Annotated in this window: 22 protein-coding genes; 3 read left to right on the plus strand and 19 right to left on the minus strand. The window is 44.9% G+C overall.

Annotated features, from left to right (window positions below):
* Positions 1-167: 167 nt before the first annotated feature.
* Complete coding sequence (locus Q9R24_RS14025; protein ID WP_311204732.1) at positions 168-1340, plus strand: PQQ-dependent sugar dehydrogenase; 1173 nt, start codon at positions 168-170, stop codon at positions 1338-1340.
* Between the two features lie 460 nt (positions 1341-1800).
* On the plus strand, positions 1801-2196 hold the full coding sequence (locus Q9R24_RS14030) for a tautomerase family protein (RefSeq protein ID WP_039902475.1): 396 nt from the start codon (positions 1801-1803) through the stop codon (positions 2194-2196).
* 268 nt (positions 2197-2464) lie between these two features.
* On the opposite strand, the gene Q9R24_RS14035 is transcribed toward Q9R24_RS14030, so the two are convergent.
* The 5 genes from Q9R24_RS14035 to ribF all read right to left on the minus strand — a co-directional run bounded on the left by Q9R24_RS14035 (position 2465) and on the right by ribF (position 8063).
* Positions 2465-3007 carry an NAD(P)H-dependent oxidoreductase gene (locus tag Q9R24_RS14035; RefSeq protein WP_311204731.1) on the minus strand — a complete coding sequence of 181 codons (543 nt, stop codon included), beginning with the start codon at positions 3005-3007 and terminating at the stop codon, positions 2465-2467.
* 136 nt (positions 3008-3143) lie between these two features.
* The gene (locus Q9R24_RS14040) at positions 3144-3626 is read right to left on the minus strand and encodes a peptidylprolyl isomerase (RefSeq protein WP_004281217.1); all 483 of its coding nucleotides are present in this window, start codon (positions 3624-3626) and stop codon (positions 3144-3146) included.
* A complete protein-coding gene (lspA, locus tag Q9R24_RS14045) occupies positions 3619-4158 on the minus strand; it encodes a signal peptidase II (protein WP_005105275.1) in 540 nt (179 codons plus the stop codon). Before lspA ends, Q9R24_RS14040 begins: the two co-directional genes overlap by 8 nt.
* Positions 4151-6997 carry an isoleucine--tRNA ligase gene (ileS, locus tag Q9R24_RS14050; protein ID WP_311204730.1) on the minus strand — a complete coding sequence of 949 codons (2847 nt, stop codon included), beginning with the start codon at positions 6995-6997 and terminating at the stop codon, positions 4151-4153. The genes lspA and ileS overlap by 8 nt, the downstream gene beginning before the upstream one ends.
* A 64-nt stretch (positions 6998-7061) precedes the next feature.
* Entirely contained in the window at positions 7062-8063 is a 1002-nt protein-coding gene (gene ribF / locus Q9R24_RS14055) for a bifunctional riboflavin kinase/FAD synthetase (protein ID WP_180087190.1), read from the minus strand.
* A 231-nt stretch (positions 8064-8294) separates the two neighbouring features.
* Here ribF and Q9R24_RS14060 point away from each other — a divergent pair, with 231 nt between their 5' ends.
* Positions 8295-8858, plus strand: coding sequence for a 5'-nucleosidase (locus Q9R24_RS14060; protein ID WP_311204729.1), 564 nt, complete (start codon positions 8295-8297; stop codon positions 8856-8858).
* 66 nt (positions 8859-8924) lie between these two features.
* On the opposite strand, the gene Q9R24_RS14065 is transcribed toward Q9R24_RS14060, so the two are convergent.
* From Q9R24_RS14065 to ubiG, 14 genes are all read right to left on the minus strand, one after another.
* Complete coding sequence (locus tag Q9R24_RS14065) at positions 8925-9545, minus strand: TetR family transcriptional regulator C-terminal domain-containing protein (RefSeq protein ID WP_004281222.1); 621 nt, start codon at positions 9543-9545, stop codon at positions 8925-8927.
* Between the two features lie 323 nt (positions 9546-9868).
* On the minus strand, positions 9869-10675 hold the full coding sequence (locus tag Q9R24_RS14070; protein WP_311204728.1) for an ABC transporter ATP-binding protein: 807 nt from the start codon (positions 10673-10675) through the stop codon (positions 9869-9871).
* A 21-nt stretch (positions 10676-10696) separates the two neighbouring features.
* Positions 10697-11512, minus strand: a complete 816-nt coding sequence (gene ssuC, locus Q9R24_RS14075; RefSeq protein WP_311204727.1) for an aliphatic sulfonate ABC transporter permease SsuC — start codon at positions 11510-11512, stop codon at positions 10697-10699.
* On the minus strand, positions 11512-12687 hold the full coding sequence (gene ssuD / locus Q9R24_RS14080; protein WP_311204726.1) for an FMNH2-dependent alkanesulfonate monooxygenase: 1176 nt from the start codon (positions 12685-12687) through the stop codon (positions 11512-11514). The genes ssuC and ssuD overlap by 1 nt, the downstream gene beginning before the upstream one ends.
* A 36-nt stretch (positions 12688-12723) precedes the next feature.
* Positions 12724-13719 carry an aliphatic sulfonate ABC transporter substrate-binding protein gene (locus Q9R24_RS14085; RefSeq protein ID WP_004647162.1) on the minus strand — a complete coding sequence of 332 codons (996 nt, stop codon included), beginning with the start codon at positions 13717-13719 and terminating at the stop codon, positions 12724-12726.
* Between the two features lie 24 nt (positions 13720-13743).
* Entirely contained in the window at positions 13744-14700 is a 957-nt protein-coding gene (locus Q9R24_RS14090; protein WP_311204725.1) for a sulfonate ABC transporter substrate-binding protein, read from the minus strand.
* A 333-nt stretch (positions 14701-15033) separates the two neighbouring features.
* On the minus strand, positions 15034-16377 hold the full coding sequence (argA, locus tag Q9R24_RS14095; RefSeq protein WP_004729045.1) for an amino-acid N-acetyltransferase: 1344 nt from the start codon (positions 16375-16377) through the stop codon (positions 15034-15036).
* Positions 16378-16509: 132 nt separating this feature from the next.
* Positions 16510-16896: an RcnB family protein gene (locus tag Q9R24_RS14100; RefSeq protein ID WP_311204724.1), complete on the minus strand. Its 387-nt coding sequence runs from the start codon at positions 16894-16896 to the stop codon at positions 16510-16512.
* 242 nt (positions 16897-17138) lie between these two features.
* Entirely contained in the window at positions 17139-17525 is a 387-nt protein-coding gene (locus Q9R24_RS14105) for an RcnB family protein (protein WP_004281230.1), read from the minus strand.
* Between the two features lie 315 nt (positions 17526-17840).
* Positions 17841-17996, minus strand: a complete 156-nt coding sequence (locus Q9R24_RS14110) for a hypothetical protein (RefSeq protein ID WP_004281231.1) — start codon at positions 17994-17996, stop codon at positions 17841-17843.
* A gap of 184 nt (positions 17997-18180) precedes the next feature.
* Positions 18181-18600, minus strand: a complete 420-nt coding sequence (locus Q9R24_RS14115) for a hypothetical protein (protein WP_004281232.1) — start codon at positions 18598-18600, stop codon at positions 18181-18183.
* Positions 18601-18756: 156 nt separating this feature from the next.
* On the minus strand, positions 18757-19503 hold the full coding sequence (locus Q9R24_RS14120; RefSeq protein WP_005094903.1) for a YciK family oxidoreductase: 747 nt from the start codon (positions 19501-19503) through the stop codon (positions 18757-18759).
* Between the two features lie 39 nt (positions 19504-19542).
* Positions 19543-20232: an HAD family hydrolase gene (locus tag Q9R24_RS14125; protein ID WP_005245605.1), complete on the minus strand. Its 690-nt coding sequence runs from the start codon at positions 20230-20232 to the stop codon at positions 19543-19545.
* Positions 20229-20957, minus strand: a complete 729-nt coding sequence (gene ubiG, locus Q9R24_RS14130; protein ID WP_071850321.1) for a bifunctional 2-polyprenyl-6-hydroxyphenol methylase/3-demethylubiquinol 3-O-methyltransferase UbiG — start codon at positions 20955-20957, stop codon at positions 20229-20231. The genes Q9R24_RS14125 and ubiG overlap by 4 nt, the downstream gene beginning before the upstream one ends.
* Positions 20958-21205: the final 248 nt, after the last annotated feature.

Genomic DNA, 21205 nt, shown 5'->3' on the forward strand with positions numbered 1-21205 from the left:
GTCAAATGATAGGGGGTGTTTTTTGTGCAAAAAATATAAATAAAACTTCAAAATTAAATCGTTTTATAGCTTTTAAAATGTATCTATTTACCTTTCTCTGCTGAATTTACATCAGGAATTCTGTATCTTGATTTTAATTTGAATAATAAATCAGTATGGAGAAGATAATGTTGTCGCAATTTAAAATAAAAATTCTACTCAGTTGTTGTGCTTTAGCGTTTACTGCCTGTCATGCAGAGAATTCATCTTCTAGAAGTACTCAAGAGGCATCTACATCAGCTGCCAAATCGGATGCAGTCTCTTCAAACTTGCAAAAATATAAGACCGAACAGGTTGCTCAATTTAATGAACCATGGGCGATTACTACTTTAAATGATGGCCGACTATTGATTACTGAGCGCAAAGGAAAATTGCAGCTCTTTGATCCAAAAACCAAGAAAAAAATTGAAGTTAAAGGTATACCTCAAGTCGCATATGGAGGCCAGGGTGGCTTAGGTGAAGTAGCCTTACATCCAGATTTTGCAAAGAATCGGTGGGTATATCTGAGCTATGCCGAACAAGGCCAAGGCGGATATGGTGCAGTGGTGATTCGTGGCAAACTGGACCTAAATCAAGCCACTCCTCAACTCACACAAATTGAACGGATCTGGACGCAAGTTCCGAAATTTTCAGGCCAGGGACATTATGCCCATCGGATTATATTCGGGTCGGATGGTAAGTTATGGATCAGTTCAGGAGAGCGTCAGCAATTTGATCCTGCACAGGACATGCAATCTAATGCCGGTAAAATTATTCGCCTGAATGATGATGGCTCAATCCCTGCCGATAATCCGTTTATGACTCAGGGTAAAATTGCCCAGCAGGTCTGGAGTCTCGGACATCGTAATCCTCTAGGCATGGCTTTTGATCCGGAAGGGCAGCTTTGGGTGATCGAAATGGGACCGAAAGGCGGCGATGAACTGAACAAGATTGTCAAAGCTAAAAATTATGGTTATCCGTTAGTGTCTAATGGCAATCATTATGATGGCAAGCCCATTCCTGATCACAGTACCCGACCTGAATTTGAAGCCCCGGCACTGGATTGGACTCCGGTAATTTCTCCTTCAGATTTAATATTTTATACGGCTAATGTCTTCCCGCAATGGAAAAATAAGGCGATTGCGACCGGTCTGTCTTCCAAGGCGATTGTGATTGTGGATACGAACCAGACCCCAGTGAAAGAAGTTCAGCGTCTGGATATGAAAGAGCGGATTCGCGGGGTTGCTCAGGCACAGGATGGTTCACTGTGGGTGATTCAAGATGGTCCGCAAGCAGCTCTGTTAAAAATGACAGCACCTTAATCCTCTGCTTTTAGGATGCTTATCTAAATATGAAATATTGAATAAGCTGACCATCTGAATAAAAATCTTTTTAAGCTGATGCTGGCATGAAAGAAAAAGGCCTCTACATCCTGTGAAGGCCTTTTCATATTCTGTTAAAGGTATAATGTCTGTTATACCGATCAGCATCCTGCTACGTGAATTTTTTTATTTTTCTTACAAGACTTCCTGTCTTGGTATGATCTGAATATAGCCTGAAGCGATACAACGCAATAGGGCAGTTTAACTGCATGGATTGTAGGTCAAAGCCGACAGCCGAATTTTAAAAGATAATTTTAAAAATACTGTTTCAAAATGATCATCTGACCAAATCATAAACTGCGGTGATGATTTTGCTGTATGTTAGCGAGAGAAAACTCTTTTGATATGCATCAACTGATATAAATAAAAACGTCCATAAAATAATAAAAAGGAAGCTCCTATGCCTACGATTCAAATTGAAGTTCGGCAACAATATCCTCAAGCAGTTGAGGAACAATTGCTTAACAGCGTATTTCATTGTGTGAAAACTGCCTTTCAGCTGCCTGAATATGATCGTAATATTCGTCTGGTCGTGCATGAAGCGCATCGTTTTCATTATATGAGCCATTTAGCTCAGCCTGAATATTTTACCTTGATCAGTATTGACTGTTTTGCTGGCCGCAGTCTGGAGACCAAGCGCAATTTGTATCAGCAGATGGTCAAAAGTCTCGGAGAAATCGGCATTCCTGCAGATCATATTCTGATTCATCTGAGAGAAAGTGCACTAGAAAATTGGGAGATCCGGGGAGGGCAGGCCGCCTGTGATGTTGATCTCGGCTTTAAGGTTGATGTTTGATGCATTCCGATCACTACTCTAGTTAAACCTAAAGTTTAAACAGAAAAGCCTCAACATCCTGTCGAGGCTTTTCTGGATTTGCTTCTCAGATCTGACTCCTGTCTAATCTGTCAACGTCCTGTTGATTGGCGCTTTTTATTGTTGTCGTATCGCTTTGCAGACTTCCTGTCTGTCTATGTACTCACTATAGCCTCGCATAAAATGACTGCATAGCGGCTAAACTCTGCGCTGCATGTAGGCTAAAACGTACAGGGCTGTCGTCCAGTCATTAAGCACTGACATATTGAATCAGTCTATCCACTACAGCTTTTAAGTTTTTATTATCAAATTCATTGCCTTGGAAGGAATAATCTTTGTTGCGTGCAAAGATGTCACGGATTTCGATCACGGCATTGGTATCTACCAGTCCAAGTTGAGTGCCGACTTGACGAATCTGGTCAATCGAACGTGAGCCATTGGTTGCGCCATAACCAATATAAGCTGCCGGCTTGCCTTGCCATTCCTTGCCGAGATAATCCAGGGCATTTTTCAGGGCAGGGCTATAGCCATGATTGTATTCAGGCGTGACAAAAATAAAGGCATCGCCAAGCGCAATCTTGTCGGCCCACTCTTGCTGTTTGGGCTGATCATAAATCCCGGTCAGGGGAGGATGGGCACCAGAAAATAGCGGAAGATCCCATTCTTTTAAATCGACAATTTCAGTTTCCAAAGTGCTAAAGGAATAACTTTTAATTTCCTGCAGTACCCAGTGCGCCACTTTAATCGCGGTACGTCCTTCACGCACACTCCCAACCACAATATAAATTTTCATGTTTCATCCTTTCTTCGGATCTGATCATCAAATTAAAATAATCAGATTTCAGGAAGGTGACTAGAGATGATTTGTATCCGGAAAATAAAAAAGCTCCCGAAGGAGCTTTTTTAAAATCAGTTAATTAGCTAATGTCTTACATCAGTTTAATGCCTTGTTGACCCGCAGGTGTCACTTTAAAGATTTCCACTTCAAAGGTGATGTTTTTGCCTGCCAATGGATGGTTAAAGTCCACTTCAGTGATGTCATCATTCACCGATCTCACCACGCCATACAGGGTGGCTTTGGCTTTGTCTTCAAACTCGATCATGTGACCTTCGATCGGACGTTCTCCGAACTTCACCGTATCAAATTTCTGGATGTTTTCTGGATTCCATGGACCAAAAGCATCTTCTGGCGGCAGGCTCACCGTACGACGGTCACCGGCACGTAAACCAAACAATGCTTTTTCAAAACCAGGCAGTAAATTGCCATCACCAATCACCAGGCTGACCGGTTCTTCACGGCTACGGGTATTGTCAATTTCTACGCCATTTTCGATTGCGACAGAAAAGTGCAGCTCGACTTTAGAACCGTCTGCAACCCGAGTTTCTTCGTTAGGATGAATAAAATCAGTCATGTTGTGCTTGCGCCCGTTGAATTCGATGTTTTTCTAAGAAAAAGGTATCAATCAGCATCAGAATAGTGCCTACAGTAATGGCACTATCTGCAATATTGAACGCAGGGAAGTGGCTGTTCTGGTAATACACATGAATAAAATCGACCACATAGCCGAGGCTAACCCGGTCGATTAAATTACCGATGGCACCACCCAGAATCAGGGCAATCGCTAACGGCAAGATTTTCATGTCTTTTGGCATACGCATCAGCCAAAACACGAAGATCACAGACACTAAACCTGCCAGTGAAGTAAAGAAATAGCGTTGCCAACCACCAGCATCGGACAGGAAACTAAAGGCAGCGCCATAGTTATGTAGCAGTGTCCAATTTAAAAAGGGCAGCACAGGAACAGGATCTGCATAATTCAGATTTGTCACTGCAATCCATTTGGTCCATTGATCCAGAATGATCGCCAGAATGGCCAGCCCAACCCACCATAAATTATGGGGATAGAACTGGAATAAGCCCTTTTTGCTGTGGGTATTAGGCATATTTTCTCTCTTCGCCTTGGCCTGTAGGAAGGTTGATAATACAACGACCGCATAGACCAGGATGTGCAGAATGTGTATTTACATCTGGTAATACATGCCAGCAACGTACGCATTTTTCGCCATCAGCTGCTGAAACTTTTACGTTTAAGCCTTCAAGATCAGATGCTTCACCTTGTGCTGCATCAAATGCATTCACGATCACTTGTGATGTGATCAGGACGAAACGAAGCTCATCACTTAACTTATCTAGCACTGCTTTTAATTCAGCATTTGCCCAAAGTTCAACTTTGGCAGACAAGTTAGAACCGACAGTTTTAGCGGTACGTGCAGTTTCAATGAATTTATTTACTGCAGATTTCACAGCAAGGAGCGTTTGCCATTCAGCTTCAGATACTACATTTGCAGTTGAAGCCACAGGAATATCATACCATTCAGCCGTGAACACGTATTTCTCTGATTGCTCAGGGATTAACGGCCAAGCTTCTTGTGCAGTGAAGCTCAGGATTGGTGACATCCAACGCACGAATGCCTGTACCAAGTGATACAACGCAGTTTGTGCAGAATGACGTGCTTGCGAATCCGCTTTCGTGGTGTACTGACGGTCTTTGATGATATCTAAGTAGAAACCACCTAAGTCGTTGATACAGAAATTCGTTAAAGCAGTGGTGACGATATGGAAGTTCATATCTTCGTATGCTTTCTTAATAGTTTCTTGCACTTCAGATGCACGTTGCAAGATGTATTGATCAAGTGCGATCAATTGATCTACAGGCAGGGCATCTGTTGATGGTTTGAAACCATTCAAATTCGCCAATAAGAAACGAAGCGTGTTACGAATACGACGGTAACCGTCAGAGGCACGGCTAAAGATTTCTTTACCCGCTGTCATTTCATAACGGTAATCCGCAGAGGCGATCCAGAAACGTAAACCATCCGCACCCATATCTTTAATGATGTCTTGCGGCGTGATCACGTTACCGATCGACTTGGACATCTTGCGGCCTTTTTCATCCACGACGAAACCGTGAGTCAATAGACCTTTATATGGCGCACGTTCGTTAATCGCAATCGAGGTCAATAACGACGACTGGAACCAGCCACGGTGCTGGTCTGAACCTTCAAGGTACAAATCAGCAGGATCAGTCAGTTCTTCACGTTCACGCAGTACCGCATAGTGCGTTGTACCAGAGTCAAACCAGACATCTAATGTGTCACGAACTGCGTTGTATTGTTCAGCATCCGCACCGATAAACTCAGAGGCATCACGGTTATACCAGCCATCAATGCCTTCTTGCTCGATCAGCTTAGCCACTTCTTCAATCAGTTCAGGCGTACGTGGGTGCAATTCATTGGTGTCTTTGTGTACGAAGAACGGAATTGGCACACCCCAAGTACGTTGACGTGAAATACACCAGTCCGGACGACCTTCAATCATCGCCTGGATACGGTTTTTACCCCAGTCCGGTACAAAGCTGATCTCGTTTTCAATCGCATTCAGTGCATTTTGACGCAGACCTTTGGCATCCATGCTGATGAACCATTGTGGGGTCGCACGGAAGATAATCGGGGTTTTATGGCGCCAGCAATGCGGGTAGCTATGCTTGATCACCACGTGTGCCCAAAGCTTGGTCGCTTCAGTCAATGCTGCAATGATTTTTGGATTGGCTTTGTAGATGTGCTCGCCCGGGAAGATTGGCGAAGTCGGTAAATACACACCATTACCGCCGACTGGGTTTTCTACTTTTAAGTTGTACTGTAAACCAACTTTATAGTCGTCCACACCGTGGCCCGGTGCGGTATGTACTGCACCTGTACCGCTAGCATCGGTGACGTGTTCACCCAAGATCACTGGGACTTGGCGTTCAGCAATTAAAGGATGTTGAAGAACTAAATTCTCAAGTTTTGCACCTGTGAATTCAGCAAGCACTTCAAATGCAGTAAAGCCATAACGCTGAGTTGCAGACTCAACCAATGATTTCGCAAGGATGAAGTTTTGTGATGCTTTGTCTTCACCAATTGCTTTCACCAGTTGGTATTCAAGTTCAGCGTGTAATGCAACCGCTTGGTTGGCAGGCATGGTCCAAGGCGTTGTTGTCCAAATCACGATATCCGTACGATCAGCGATTTCTACGCCGACACGTGCAGATAAATCAGCAAGGTCTACAACCGTGAAACCGACGTCAATTGCGTCAGATTTTTTATCTTCGTATTCAACTTCAGCTTCAGCGAGTGATGAACCACAGTCTAAACACCAGTTGACTGGTTTCAGACCTGGCTCGATATGACCTGCTTTCGCGATTGCACCCAATGAACGTACGATGTCAGCTTCTTGTTTGAAGTTCATCGTTAAGTAAGGATTGTCCCAATCCCCGAATACGCCCATACGTACGAAGTCTTTCTTTTGAAGCTCAACTTGGGTGTAGGCATATTCACGGCAGGCTTTACGGAAGGTAGATGCATCCACTTTTACGCCGACTTTACCGACTTTTTCTTCGACTTTGAGTTCGATTGGCAAACCGTGACAGTCCCAGCCCGGTACATACGGTGCATCAAAGCCATCCATGACACGGCTTTTGATAATGATGTCTTTGAGTACTTTGTTGACCGCATGACCCAAATGAATTTGACCATTGGCATAAGGAGGGCCGTCATGAAGCACGTATTTTTTCTTGCCAATACGCGATTCACGAATCTGCTGATAAATGTTGTCGGCATACCACTCTTCTAACCATTTCGCTTCACGTACTGCCAAATTTGCTTTCATTGCAAAGTCAGTACCTGGGAGGTTTAGCGTGGCTTTATAGTCCACTGCATTTTCAGGAGTTTGCTTATCGCTCATGCAAGTCATCTTCCAATCTAATCAGTTATGTCACTGACACGTTTTACAATAAAAATATGGGATATTAAAAGGGAAATGTGGGGTGATTTCGACGAAACTCAAGCAGTTTCTCGACATCATCATCAATTCCGGCTTTTAGCGCTTCAAGCGAAGGATAGTCCTTTTCGCCATGTAAATAGTTTAAGAACGTCACCCGCATCAACAGGCCATACAGATTAGCAGAAACATCTGGAAAATGTACTTCTAATCGCCACTCTGGGTGTGCTTGTTTGATGGCTGGACGTGTGCCGACATGACCTGCCCCAAACAGGGCAGTCGGGTCATAACCCGCAATACCGGTTTGCGTTGCAGAGTCGGCTTTTACTTTGTCTTTTAAGGATTGGGTTTCACAAATGACTTCCACCCCATAAATTCCTTTCAGGCAGGGCTTATGACGGTTGAGCCGTACATTAATGGTCGGGAAATCAATGGTTCGACCAATCTGATCGCCATATTGCACCCGCCCAGTAATGCTATAAGGACGACCCAGCAATTGTGCGGCCAAGGCTAAATCACCAGCTTGCAAGGTCTGGCGAATCCGGGTGGAACTGACCCGTTCACCATCTAGAGCAATGGTATTTAAATTGGTCACTTCAAACCCGTAATTGCGCAGGAATTCGCTGTTGCCTTGGCGGTTTTTACCAAAGTGAAAATCATCGCCTAAGACCAGATGCCGGGCATTCAGTTTTTCTTTTAAAATGTCGGCAAAAGCTTCTGCAGTCAGGCTGCGAAAAGTATGGTCAAATTTCGCCACTGCGATATAGTCCACACCCAGCTCAGTCAGATATTCAACTTTTTCACGCAATGATGAAATACGCGGTGGGGCATCATAACCCTGAAAGTATTCAAGTGGTTGCGGCTCGAAAATCATCACTACAGATTTTAAACCCTGTGCTTTGGCCACCTGTTGCAGCTGACGGATCATCGCCTGATGGCCTAAATGCACGCCGTCAAAATTACCGATGGTCACGGCAGTTTTGGGTAATTCAGAATGAGAGGCTAAAGCATTTAGACGGAGCAGCTGCATGGGCAAATCAAGTGCTTAGAAATATCGAGAGGCTATATATTGCCATAATCTCGCGCTTTCGTCTTGCTGTTGTGTTTTTATGCAATATTTTTCTTGAAAATTCATCTTCCTTAGAATTGAGCAGTTTTGTTTTTGTACACATTGATGATGTCTGATCAGAGCACTGGTGCTTTTCATTCAGCCGCTTTTGTTTTCTAATGTCAGGGTTTTTCTTGATATCAGGTGTTTCGAATGTCCGATCTGGCGCTCATCATGGCTCTATCCAATGAATCCAAAGGCTTGTTTGAAGCAGAAGGCGTTCAGGTGCATTACAGCGGGATTGGCAAAGTCAACGCGGCCTTTAAAGCCTTTGAGGTAATTCAGAACACCGGTTGCAGTACCTTGCTGAATTTGGGCAGCGCGGGGAGTTCGCATTTCAATGCGCATGAACTGGTTGAAGTCACGCAATTTGTACAGCGTGATATGGATGTTTCACCCCTCGGCTTTGAGGTCGGTATGACCCCGATGGATCAGCATTTCCCGGGTGCGATTGAGCTGGAGTCTTACTTTGACCATTTGCCGAAAGGGATTTGTGGCACAGGCGACAGCTTTGAAACCGGTATTTCAAAAGTGGCGTGTAATTTGGTCGATATGGAAGGCTATGCCTTGGCCAAAGTCTGTAAAAAGCTGGGCGTTCGGCTGATTTCAGTGAAATACATTAGTGATGGAGCCAATGAGACTGCGCATCTGGATTGGGAAGAAAATCTGTTATTGGGTGCGAAAAAATTATTAGATTTATATCAAATGGTAAAATAAATAGGAAGGTCAAGTTTGCTCGGCGACCATAGCAGCTATGGTCGTGTGCCAATCAGAAGCGCTTGCTTATTTATCCGTGCGTGGAATCACGCCGTATAACATCATGTGTACCGTATGCTGGATAATGCGTTGCTGCATGCTGCGGTTACGCAAAGTTTTACCCGTGACCATTTCCATTTGCGTCGCAAAGTCTGCATAGTTCTGGGTAATCGCCCAAATATTCAGAATCAGTAACTCAGGATCAATATCTGCAGAAATCTTGCCTTGCTCCTGCCAGTTGGAAATTACTTTGGCTTTACGCTTGACCAGTTTTTTCAGCGGACCTTTTAAAATTTCCAGAATATGCGGTGCACCTTGAATCACCTCCAAAGCAAATAAACGGGATGCTTTAGGCTGGGTACGCGACACTTCAATTTTTTGCATCAAATAATTGGTGATCGCTTCTTCAGGTTCAAGTTCAGCTTCCAGGGTTTGTAAAGGCGCCAGCCATTTTTGTAAAACGGTGGTTAATACCTCGACATACAGGGCTTCTTTATTTTCATAATAATAGAAAATATTCGACTTATGCATTTCTGCAATTTGTGCGATTTCATCCAGACTTGCCCCATTAAAACCATATAGGGAAAATACGTCTAGTGCAGCATTTAGCAGCTGATTGCGTTTTTGAGTACTCTTTTTTTGTTCCATTAGCAAATATAAAAAACAATGAAAAAGGGAATCCTCAATTGTACGGCAAATCATCAGATTTGTGCACACAGTCACAGGCTAATTTTTTGAATAATGATGATTTATTCTCTAGATTAATATTTAAAACAGGCTAAATGCATCTACACCGGGAGAAAAATTCAAGTTTCTGAAAATACTTCATTTATTCATCTTTTTTCTTCATCAATGGAGGAGAAGAATAATGTTGAAATGAAAGTGATGAAAATGTCTTCTCATTGAGATAAAAGTATTTTTTATAAGAATAAGACCCAAAACCATGTGCGATTTTGGGTTGGAGTGGGTATTCAGGTCGCTAAAACTGCCTGCAAGACCTGCTGTTCCAGTTCTGCAAATGTCACACTTTTTTGCCGGGGACGTGGCAAATTGACTCTAAACTCTTTGGCAATATGGCCTTTGTCCAGCAAGATAATCCGGTCTGCCAGTTGCACGGCTTCACTGACGTCATGCGTGACCAGAATGGCGGTAAAGCCTTGTTCGGTCCAGAGGTGCTCAATCAGGTTTTGCATTTCCAGACGTGTTAGGGCATCCAGAGCACCGAGCGGTTCGTCCAGCAGTAGAATACGCGGTTGATGCGACAATGCCCGCGCCAAGGCAGTACGTTGCCGTTGACCCCCGGAAAGTTGTGAAGGCCAGAGTCCAGCTTTTTCTTTGAGCCCGACCTTTTCCAGCATTTGCGAAGCTTTGGCATGCTGCTCCTTCGGTAAACCGAGTTGCACATTCTGTTCGATGCTGCGCCAGGGCAACAGGCGAGGGTCCTGAAACATCACCCGGATATCATCTGCAGTAATGCCTTCACGGATATGCCGGGCAGACTTAAATTTGATTTCGCCGTAGCTCTGTTTTTCCAAGTCGGCAATCAGGCGCAATAAGGTACTTTTACCACAACCGCTGCGACCGACAATTGCCAGAAATTCACCCGGCTGGATATGCAGGTCCAGATCTTCCAGAACCTTGACCGAACCGTAAAACTTGTGCAGCTGTTCAATGATAATTTCGGCACCGAGCACTGCAGCAGGATTGATATCTGCCGTAGGTGGTTCCAGTGGCACAATAGGGTCATTGGCATGACGCCCTAAACTGAGATCAGTCATCACATGCTCCTCATTTATTCTTTATTTTTGATACCCGGCATGCCAGCTCAGAAGGAAACGTTCTAAAGCCACTGCCAGAACATCGGCCAGTTTGCCAAGCAGGGCATACAATAAAATACCTACCAGAACCACGTCAGTTTGCAAAAATTCACGTGCATTCATGGTCATATAACCAATACCAGACTGGGCGGAAATGGTTTCGGCCACGATTAACAATACCCAGACCAGACCTAGAGAAAAACGCAGTCCGACCAGAATTGACGGCATCGCACCCGGCAGAATAATTTCTTTATACAGTTGCCAGCGAGTTAAGCCATAGCTTTTGCCCATCTCGATCAATTGCGGATCGACGGAACGAATCCCATGATAGGTATTGATATAAATCGGGAAAAATACCCCAATCGCCACCAGAAACAATTTGGCAGATTCATCAATCCCGAACCATAAGATGACTAGGGGAATGAGTGCCAGTGCAGGAATATTGCGGATCATCTGCAAGGTGGTGTCGAGCAGGGTAGAGGCAGTTTTGGATGAACCATTTAACAGACCCAGCAATAGGCCCAAACCACCACCTACCAATAATCCGCTGATGGCACGTCCTGCACTGACTTGCACATGCGTCCACAGTTCACCGCTGAGCAATAAATTCCAGAAGGCTAAAACCACGGCACTCGGTGCAGGCAGAATCCGGCTTTCCAGCAGGCCTGTGCTAGAGGCAATTTGCCAAACTGCAATCAAGAAAATTGGAACCAGCCAGGGCAGCAGATGCTGCCCCAGAATTGTTCCACGTGAAACTTGCTTTGGGGTCAGGGTTTCAACGGAAACGACTTTTGACATTAAGCAGACTCCTTAATTTTCTCAGCCTGCTTGTTCTCGTCCGGTGTGTAGTTGTTCGCCACGATTTCACCAAATGGACCGGTCAAGTTTGGTTGAGTGAGTTTTTGCTGGGTTTCCAGTGGAAGTAAAGGGAATACCAGTTCTGCAAAACGGATGGATTCTTCCAGATGTGGATAGCCTGAGAAAATAAAGGTGATGATCCCCAGATCGGCATATTCCTGGATACGTGCAGCGACAGTTTCCGGATCACCGACCAGTGCCGTACCTGCACCACCACGAACCAGACCCACACCTGCCCAGAGGTTTGGAGAAACTTCGAGTTTGCTGCGATCGCCATTGTGCAGTTCTGCCATACGGCGCTGACCGACCGAGTCCATGGATTTGAACTTGGCTTGGGCTGCAGCGATAGTGGCATCATCCACATATTGAATCAGTTCTTCAGCCGCCGCCCAGGCCTGCTCATTGGTTTCGCGTACGATCACGTGTAAACGGATCCCGTAATTCAGTTCACGACCTTTAGCTGCAGCCTTGGCTTTTACCACTGCAATTTTTTCTTTGACTGCTGCCGGTGGCTCGCCCCAGGTCAAGTAAGTATCGACCTGATCCGTGGCCAGCTCAATGGCATCATCCGATGAGCCACCAAACCATAAAGGCGGATGCGGCTGCTGAATGGGTGGATACAGCAATTTTGCATCATCGACACTTAAGCGTTCGCCATGGAAACTAAAGCTTTCACCGGTATGTGAGCGTTTTAAAATTTCACGCCAGATGGTGGTGTATTCGGTCGCCGTTTTATAACGGGTTGTGTGATCTTCATAGACGCCATCACCTTTTAGCTCCTGCTCGTCACCGCCAGTCACTAGATTCAGGAGTACTCGGCCATTAGACAAGCGGTCAAAGGTCGCGGCCATACGTGCAGCCAGTGCCGGCGTGGTCACGCCTGGACGCAATGCCACCAGGAATTTTAATTTTTTGGTCGCATCAATCAGGCTGGCTGCAGTTAACCATGGATCTTCACAAGAACGGCCAGTCGGAATCAGGACACCTTCATAACCAAGATTATCCACGGCAACGGCAATCTGCTTCATGTATGCATGATCTACAACACGTGCGCCCTTGCTGGTGCCTAAGTAACGACTGTCGCCATGAGTGGGGATAAACCAGAAAATTTTCATGTAATATTCCTTAAATTAAATGATCTTGTTTGCTCATCAATGTGTGGCCGCTGGCGACCAGATCTGTTGCTGGACGCTGATGGTTTTGGGAATCAGTTGAACCTGCTGGAAGAGATCGGCAATATTCTGTTGAGCTTTGATCACTTCCGTCGTTAATGGTTGTACCGGCGAAGGTTTAAGACGACGCTCAAATGCAATCTTCGCTACATCCGGTTTCAGACCGGTACTTTTCTGATAAATATCTAGAGCTACAGCCTGGTTTTTAAGAATCCACTGGTCAGATGCATTTAAAGCCTGGATAAACTTCCCGGGGCTATCCGGATGCTTCTGAATAAATTCGGGATTGCCGATATAAAAGGAGTAGGTTTGTGGAAAGTCACTAGATTCAATCAGCACCTTAACCTTGCTGTCGAACTCGGCTGCACCCAGGAAGGGATCCCAGATTGCCCAGGCATCAATGGCTTTTTTGTCAAAAGCAGCACGTGCATCCGCAGGGGGAAGCCAGACGGCTTGAATCTCTGACCAGCTTAATCCGGCTTTTTCCAGGGTTTTGGCCAGAAGTTCATGGGCACTTGAACCTTTCTGCACCGCGATCCGTTTTCCTTTCAATTGTTGAATATTTTGAATGGCACTGTCTTTCGGCACGACCACGGCCAAAGAATTTCCCGCCACTTTTTCAAAGGCCACGTAGCTCAGGGCTTTGTCTGCCGCCTGTGCAAAAATAGGCGGAGTATTTCCCACATAGCCATAATCCACTGCACCGACTGCTAAGGCTTCCAGCATTTGTGGGCCTGCCGGAAACTCTTTCCATTCAATTTTGGCATTGGGAAATTGTTGTTCTAACAGCTTTTCATCACGTGCCACCAGCAGATTTAAGGCTGATTTCTGAAAGCCAATCGCAATGGTTTTAACTTGTTGCGCTGACGTGGTTTCTGCGGCAGCCGTTTGCTGTGGTTCCTGTTTCTGGCAGCCAGTCAGACTAAAGCTCAATAGCGCTAAGCTGATATAAGAAACTGTTTTTATATGACTCATCTTTATTCTCGAATTATTCTGCTGTTATTTAATAATTGCTGCATCAATATTCAGCTTTTGTGGAATCAGCTGCTGCGCATAAAATGCATCGGCGACCTGTTGCTGTTTTTGAATCACGTCAGTCGTGAGGGGTTTAACACCGAAGCCCATGCGTGAAATAGAGGTTTTTAAGACATCGACGGCCAGACCTGTCGGTTTTTGCAGGAGCTGAGCGGCAGCGTCCTGATTTTTTGCCACCCAGTCCGTGGTCAGATTCAGTTCGTTGACCACCGCCTGTACCACCTGAGGATAGCTTTCTGCGAACTTGCGATCTGCCAGATAGAACTGATGATTGCTCACCACATTTTCACCGCTGGCAATGACACGCGCACCAATTTGATGTTCAGCAGCTGCAAAGAACGGATCCCAGATCACCCAAGCATCGACTGCACCACGTTCAAATGCAGCACGTGCATCGGAAGGTGGTAGATAAATCACTTCAATATCACCGAGTGTCAGCTTGTTGGCTTCCAGAACTTTTAACAGCAGGTAATGCACATTTGAACCTTTGTTCAGGGCTACCCGTTTGCCTTTCAGATCCTGAATAGACTGGATTGGTGAATCTTTCGGTACAATCAAGGCTTCGGCCTTAGGTGCTTGCGGCTGATTGGCCACATAGACCAGATTTGAGTTGGCCGCCTGGGCAAAAATTGGCGGTGCTTCACCGGCTTCACCAAAAGAGACGCTGCCAACATTCAGGCCCTCAAGCAGTTGTGGGCCGGCCGGAAATTCTACCCATTTCACATTGACCCCTTGCTGTTTTAAGCTGGTTTCCAGCGTGCCGCGTTCTTTTAAAATAGGTAATATGCCGTATTTTTGGAAACCGATATTCAGGGTAATGGTCTCTTCTTTTTTCGAGCAGCCTGAAAGCATCATGACACCAGCCATCGCGGTACCGAGTACCGCAGTCTTTGTTAAAAACTGAACATGAGATTGGCGCATGAATCAAAACTCCCGAAAGTGAAAAGCTAGTGAATGAAAACTTAGACACACGCTAATCGTTTTTGTTTTTCTAAAAAAATAACTATTCAGGAATTTCTAATGAAGAAAAAAGATAAATAAAAAAGCGCAAAACTTATGCAGAAAAGTGATTTATATAAAAATGAAGATTTAATATTTAAATTAATCAAACCTATGAAATTTATAGTTATTTTTTTAAATCTAATCTATTGATATGTTTAGCTAAAAACGAGTAATAGAATTTTAAAATTTAAAGCGAGATTGCCAGATATCTTTATCTAAAATTAAGCTAAAGCACTGAAAGAAAAAGCCACTTTAAAGTGACTTTTTGCAAACAATTGAATTACGTTGATAATTGTAAAATGCCTGACGGGCATCCGGCAGGTCATCGACTGAAGCCGGTTCAAAGCCTTGTTCCAGAAACCAGTGCGCGGTGCGGGTAGTTAAAATAAACAGTTGCTGAATCTGCATGCTTTTGGCTTTTTCTTCTAGATAATGCAGGATCTGGCTACCCCGATTAGACTTGCGATAACTGGGATGTACCGCAACACAGGCAATTTCTGCAGAACGCAATTCATCCCCTGTCGTCGGAATCGGGTAGAGGGCGGCACAGGCCAGAATCATGCCGTCCCGTTCGATTACGGCAAACTGGTTGATTTCATTTTCTAGGCGTTCACGCGAACGATAGACCAGAATGCCTTCTTCTTCCAGTGGACGCAGCAAACCGATCAGGCCACCGACATCCTGAATATCGGCCATCCGCACTTCTTCATAATGCGCGTCGGTGACCAGAGTTCCGGAACCATCCCGGGTGAACAGCTCTTCCAGCAGGGCACCATCATAGGCATAAGAAATCAGATGCACCCGATGTACGCCGTTCATTGAGGCTTCCTGTGCGGCTTTCAATTGTAGTCCTCTTTCAAGCGCATCTTGTTCGACCGGAATAAAATCATCCAGTTGTTGCGGTGTCACTTCGCGTTTGAGTTGGCCGTTACTGTCCATCAGACCATGCTGCTTACCGAGAAAAATCAGTTTATCTGCCTTAAGGCGAATCGCAGTTTTGGTAGCAACTTCTTCAGCCAGCAGATTAAAAACTTCTCCGGTAGTGGAATAACCGGTCGGGCCAAGCACCACAATATTATGACTGTCCAGATGGCGCTGAATCGCATCGGTATCAACCGCGCGCACTTCACCGGTCAACTGAAAATCGATACCATCGCGGATGCCATACGGCTTGGCGGTGACAAAATTCCCTGAAACGGTATCAATCCGGGCGCCATACATCGGCGAATTGGCCAGTCCCATAGACAGCAGTGCTTCAATTTGTAGGCGGATCGAACCGACGGCATTCATCACGCAGCTTAAAGATTCACGTGTGGTGACCCGACGCTGCTGGTAAAAAGGCGTCGTAATCTGGCTTTGAGCCAGATTCTGGTTAATTTGCGGACGTGCACCATGTACCAGAATCAGCCGAATGCCCAAAGAATGTAATAAAGCAATATCGTGAATAATATGCTGAAAGTTATCATTTAAGACGGCTTCGCCATCAAACATGATTACAAAGGTTTTATTGCGGTGCGCATTGATATAAGGCGCAGAATGGCGAAACCAGTGCACATATTGCAAGGTTGTGCTTTGTGACGTTTCTGCTGAAGTCATGCTGTGCCCATTTCAATGATTGAAGATCCAGCTTTGATTCTAATGAAAAAAAACGCAAGTGGAAGTGCAGATATAAAAAAACACCTGAAGGGGACTTCAGGTGTCTGCAAGACGAGCAGTAATGGAGAAAGCTTAGTTCATGATTCGTACAATTTTGTTGGTACGCTCATTGACCAGAACGTAGTCATTGTTGACCTTGTACCATTGCTGGAAACGACCGGTATTTGGCAAACGGCGTGCTTCGCGATCACTTACTTCAAAACGGTTGTTGTCATATTGGCGAGGTAAAGTTTGTCCTACGCGCCAGTCACGGCTTGGGTTGACCATACGGTTGTTATGACGGCGGTCATCATTCCATCGACGGTCGTCATTCCATTTCTTGCTATCTTTGGCATTCCAGTGTGGTGCCGATTTATGTGAATTATGGTCATAACGCGAGTCATGCTGTGGTGCTGCCATTGCAGAAGTAGCTAACAAAGCACTTATAGATAACGCGATTGTAGTTAAGACTTTTTTCATGGCTCTCACCTTAAAATGTATATCTAATTTCGATGAGACTAAATTAGCGAACAAGTACATAGAAAGCGTGAGGGCTATTTAGTTAAATTGTTAAATTCATGAAGAAATTTAGTAGATGAATCACGTAGTCTCAAAACTGGAAAAGCAGCGAGATTTTGGGATAAAAATTTTCAGCCAGTGAAATAAAAAAGCCCAAACATCGTTGGGCCTTAAAGAAGATTAAATTTGAATGCACTTATGAACTAGTCACCCACGATCCGGATAATACTGTTGTTTTCAGAATCCACCAGAATATAGTCATTATTGACTTTGTACCATTGCTGCTTGCGGTCAGGTCGAGGCAGGCGATGGTCTTTATATTCAACTTTATAGCCATTGCCACGATAATGCTGCGGCATCACATAACCCGGCTGCCAGCGTAACTGTTGCAGGCGTTTCACCCCGCGTTCTTCACGCATACGGCGGTTATCCTGCTGATCTTCCTCTCGGAACTCACGGGCTTTCTTCTTGTCATGACCATGACGTGAATCCATACGGGATTCATCATTGAAATGAGGGGCAGCGATGACGACATTGCTCAGCATGAATGTACTGCAAGAAATTGCCAGTGCCACCAAAACCTTTTTCATGTTGAACCCTCATTAAATTGTTCATCTTCTACAGCACCTAATGTACGGAAAAATTGCAGAGAAACTGTGAAGAACAGGCACAATTTTTATAACAAATGCAGAGATATTATGATGATGTCATGTTTTTACATGACTATATGCGACGGCATCACTTCTATAAAGTAGCCTACCGAGCCATGTCCTTATCTCATCAAAGCAAGGGCCAACATGCAAGCGAAAATTGATGATTTAGCTCAAAAAAACAGCATTGAGTCAGCGAGAAAAAAGTTCATGATTTAATGAAACGACAAAGAATTTTGCCGGTTTAGTTTGAGATTAATTCCATTGCTCTGCCAAACCTTGTAAGGACTGAATCGCGTCAGCCACGGATTCAGCTTGTAGGGCGTCATCGAGTGCCACAATCAATGCTTCAGATAACTGCAACTGTTCAATCCGGTGAATTGTTTCAATTTTACGTTTTTGGTCAGCCATGCTGCGCTCCTGATTTGATCTATCTGTGATTCAAGAAAGCATAGTCCAATCAGTTTAATTTGAAAAACCGTATAATTTTATATATTTAATATGTAAATCCGATTTATTGTTATTTTTTGCAGGATTTTAAGAAAAAAAGGGCACTTTATCGAAAAGTGCCCAAGATTATTCAATGACCCGACTTTTAATAAGCGTAGTTCAGGTCAGTATAATCGTTGAGTGATTTCTGCACATGCGCCTGAATAAAGGCACGTACATCCTCGGCCGTCATGGCTTTGCCCTGATTGCTGATGACATGTTCGATTTCTGGCTGACCTTCAATTTTAATGCGATAAACAAAATGCTTGGCCAGACGATAACTGTCGTCTAATTTTTCAATGCCAGTCACATAATAATAGGCATGTTCAAAATTCAGATCCTGATGTGAAAATACAAATTGCTCGAACAATTTGAGTTTCTGAGCATTTTCGAGTGCTTTGATGTCATCCACGATACTGGCTTCAAACTTGGTGCCGTATTTCTCTGAAATAGGCTGTTGATCAATCAGCAGCGACACCATGCCATCGTCTAAATGGGTCACCGTAATATTGTTTAATTCAGTCATGATGCACTCGAGTGAAATATAGTGGGGCTTAGTATGCTGTTATTTTAATGAAACTCAATGCGAGCGGGGTGAACTTACTTAAGATTTATGCGCTGAATATGACTAAAAATGAAATAAAAAGGGAGCGATTGCTCCCTGAATGACAGACAGAATAATCTAATCCTGTGCGTCAATACTCTGGCCATTCATATGCAGACTGTCGTTACCCATCAAATACAGATAAGCCGGCATGATTGAATCGGGGGTAGGCAGGGTTTTCGGATCTTCATTCGGATAGGCCTTGGCGCGCATGGCAGTCCGCGTTGCTCCGGGATTGATGCAGTTATAACGTATATTTGGATGTACCTGCTCTTTGGCAAATAACTGGCTTACCGCTTCAATAGCAATTTTAGACACCGAATAGGCACCCCAGCGTTCGCGGGCTTCGCGGCCTACACCTGAGCTGGCAAAAACCACTGAAGCATGTTCAGATTTGGATAATAGCGGCAGCAGGGCCTGGGTCATGACAAAGGGTGCACGCAGATTGACCGCCATCACATCATCCCAGACGTTGACCGGATAATCCGCCAAGGGAACCCGTTCACCTAAAATGCCGGCATTGTGCAGAATACCGTCCAGACGACCAAACTGACGGTCTAGCGTATCAAGCAAAAGCTCATAATCACGTTCTGAAGCACTTGATAGTTGTAGCGGCAAGATGGCAGGTTGCGGCGCACCCAAACTTTCAATTTCATCATAAATGACTTCGAGTTTGTTTAAGGTACGCCCATGCAACACCACAGTTGCGCCATGCAAGGCATAACTGATTGCTGCTGCACGTCCAATGCCATCGCCCGCACCTGTGATCAGGATGATACGATCCTTGAGCAGATCGGGGCGAGGTTGATATGCTGAATATTTCATTATCTACCTCCTCATTTCTTATTATTTAGTGTTAAGCGTTCAAGATACCGCAGTATGCTGCTTCAGTACCAGTGTCTGAATCAATTGATGTAATTCTGCCACAGTATGCACGATATGGTCGGCCTGCCAGGCGTTTAAATCGTCTTTGTATTGCAACGGCAAATAACCATAGGCAGCCAAAATGGTCGGCATCTGGGCATGACGACCGGCATCAATATCTCGGGGATGATCTCCCACATAGATACAGTCTTCCGCGGCAAGATTCAGTTGCTTGGCGGCCAGATACATCGGTTCAGGATCGGGCTTGGTGCGGGTCACATCTTCCGGACAGACCAGCACGGCACAGCGCTCGGTCAGGTTTAATGCTTTTAATAAAGCCTCGCTGAGCCAGCGTGGTTTATTGGTCACAATCCCCCAAGGAATGTCATTTTCCTCTAGCTGTTCAAGTAATGGATACATGCCATCAAACAGATCGGTATCGACCGCAATATCTGCGCCGTACATGTCCAGAAAGCGCTGACGGTGTTGCAGAAAGACCGGATCTTCCAGTTGCAGTTCCGGATAAACCAGTTTCACCATAGCGCGAGCGCCTTCGGAGACCTGGGTACGAATCAGCTCGGGTGCAACCAGTGGGCGGCCTTCTTCACGGCACATCTGCTGGATAATTCGGATAAAATCGGCAGCGGTATCAATCAGGGTTCCATCTAGGTCAAATAAAACGGCTTTCATGCTGTGGTCTCTGCTGCGCTATCTTTCACGGTATAAACCATGTAGTTCACATCAACATTCGGTGCCAGCCAATAACGCTTGGTCAGCGGATTATAGTGCAGACCGGTCATGTCTTTAAGCTTTAAACCCGAGTTGCGAATGTCATGTGCCAGTTCGGACGGCTTGATAAATTTGCTGTAATCATGGGTGCCTTTGGCCAGCATGCGCAAGACATATTCTGCCCCAATAATGGCAAATAAATAGGACTTTGGATTACGGTTAATGGTCGAGAAGAATACATGACCACCTGGCTTGACCAGTTTATGACAGGCCTGAATAATCGATGCCGGATCTGGCACATGCTCTAGCATTTCCATGCAGGTCACGATGTCATATTGGCCAGCCTGTTCCTCTGCCAGTTGCTCGACCGGCACCTGACGATATTCAATATTGCTTACGCCTTCCTGTTCAGCATGGATGCGTGCCACATTTAAAGGGGCTGCGCCCATATCAATTCCGAGCACATTGGCACCACGTCGCGCCATGCTTTCGGCCAGAATGCCACCGCCACAGCCGACATCCAACACTTTTTTGCCGCTTAAGCCTCCGGCATGTTCATCAATCCAGTTTAAACGCAGTGGATTAATCATGTGCAAGGGGCGGAACTCGGAATGCTGATCCCACCATATAGCTGCAAATGCTTCAAACTTGGCAATTTCTTGTGGATCAACATTCAATTGCGACATCGGTGTCACCTCAATCAGTCGTGATTAGCTAAAAATATGTATGTGCCGAATGGCCAGAGAAACTGATTTAAAACCTTGAAAATCAGTCCGATGGTTTAGTGTAGCGATTCTGGCAGAAAAAGCGATAAAAGCAGCAAAAAAGTTCACAGAATGAAAACGAAACCGGCATAATTGATTTATAGTGAACACATAAACTAAGCATAATGATTTAGAGGACGATAATCCGAATGAAAAAATTCCTTTTAGGC

Origin of the sequence: Acinetobacter sp. RRD8 (assembly GCF_031844225.1) — a bacterium.
Classification (GTDB): Bacteria; Pseudomonadota; Gammaproteobacteria; order Pseudomonadales; family Moraxellaceae; genus Acinetobacter.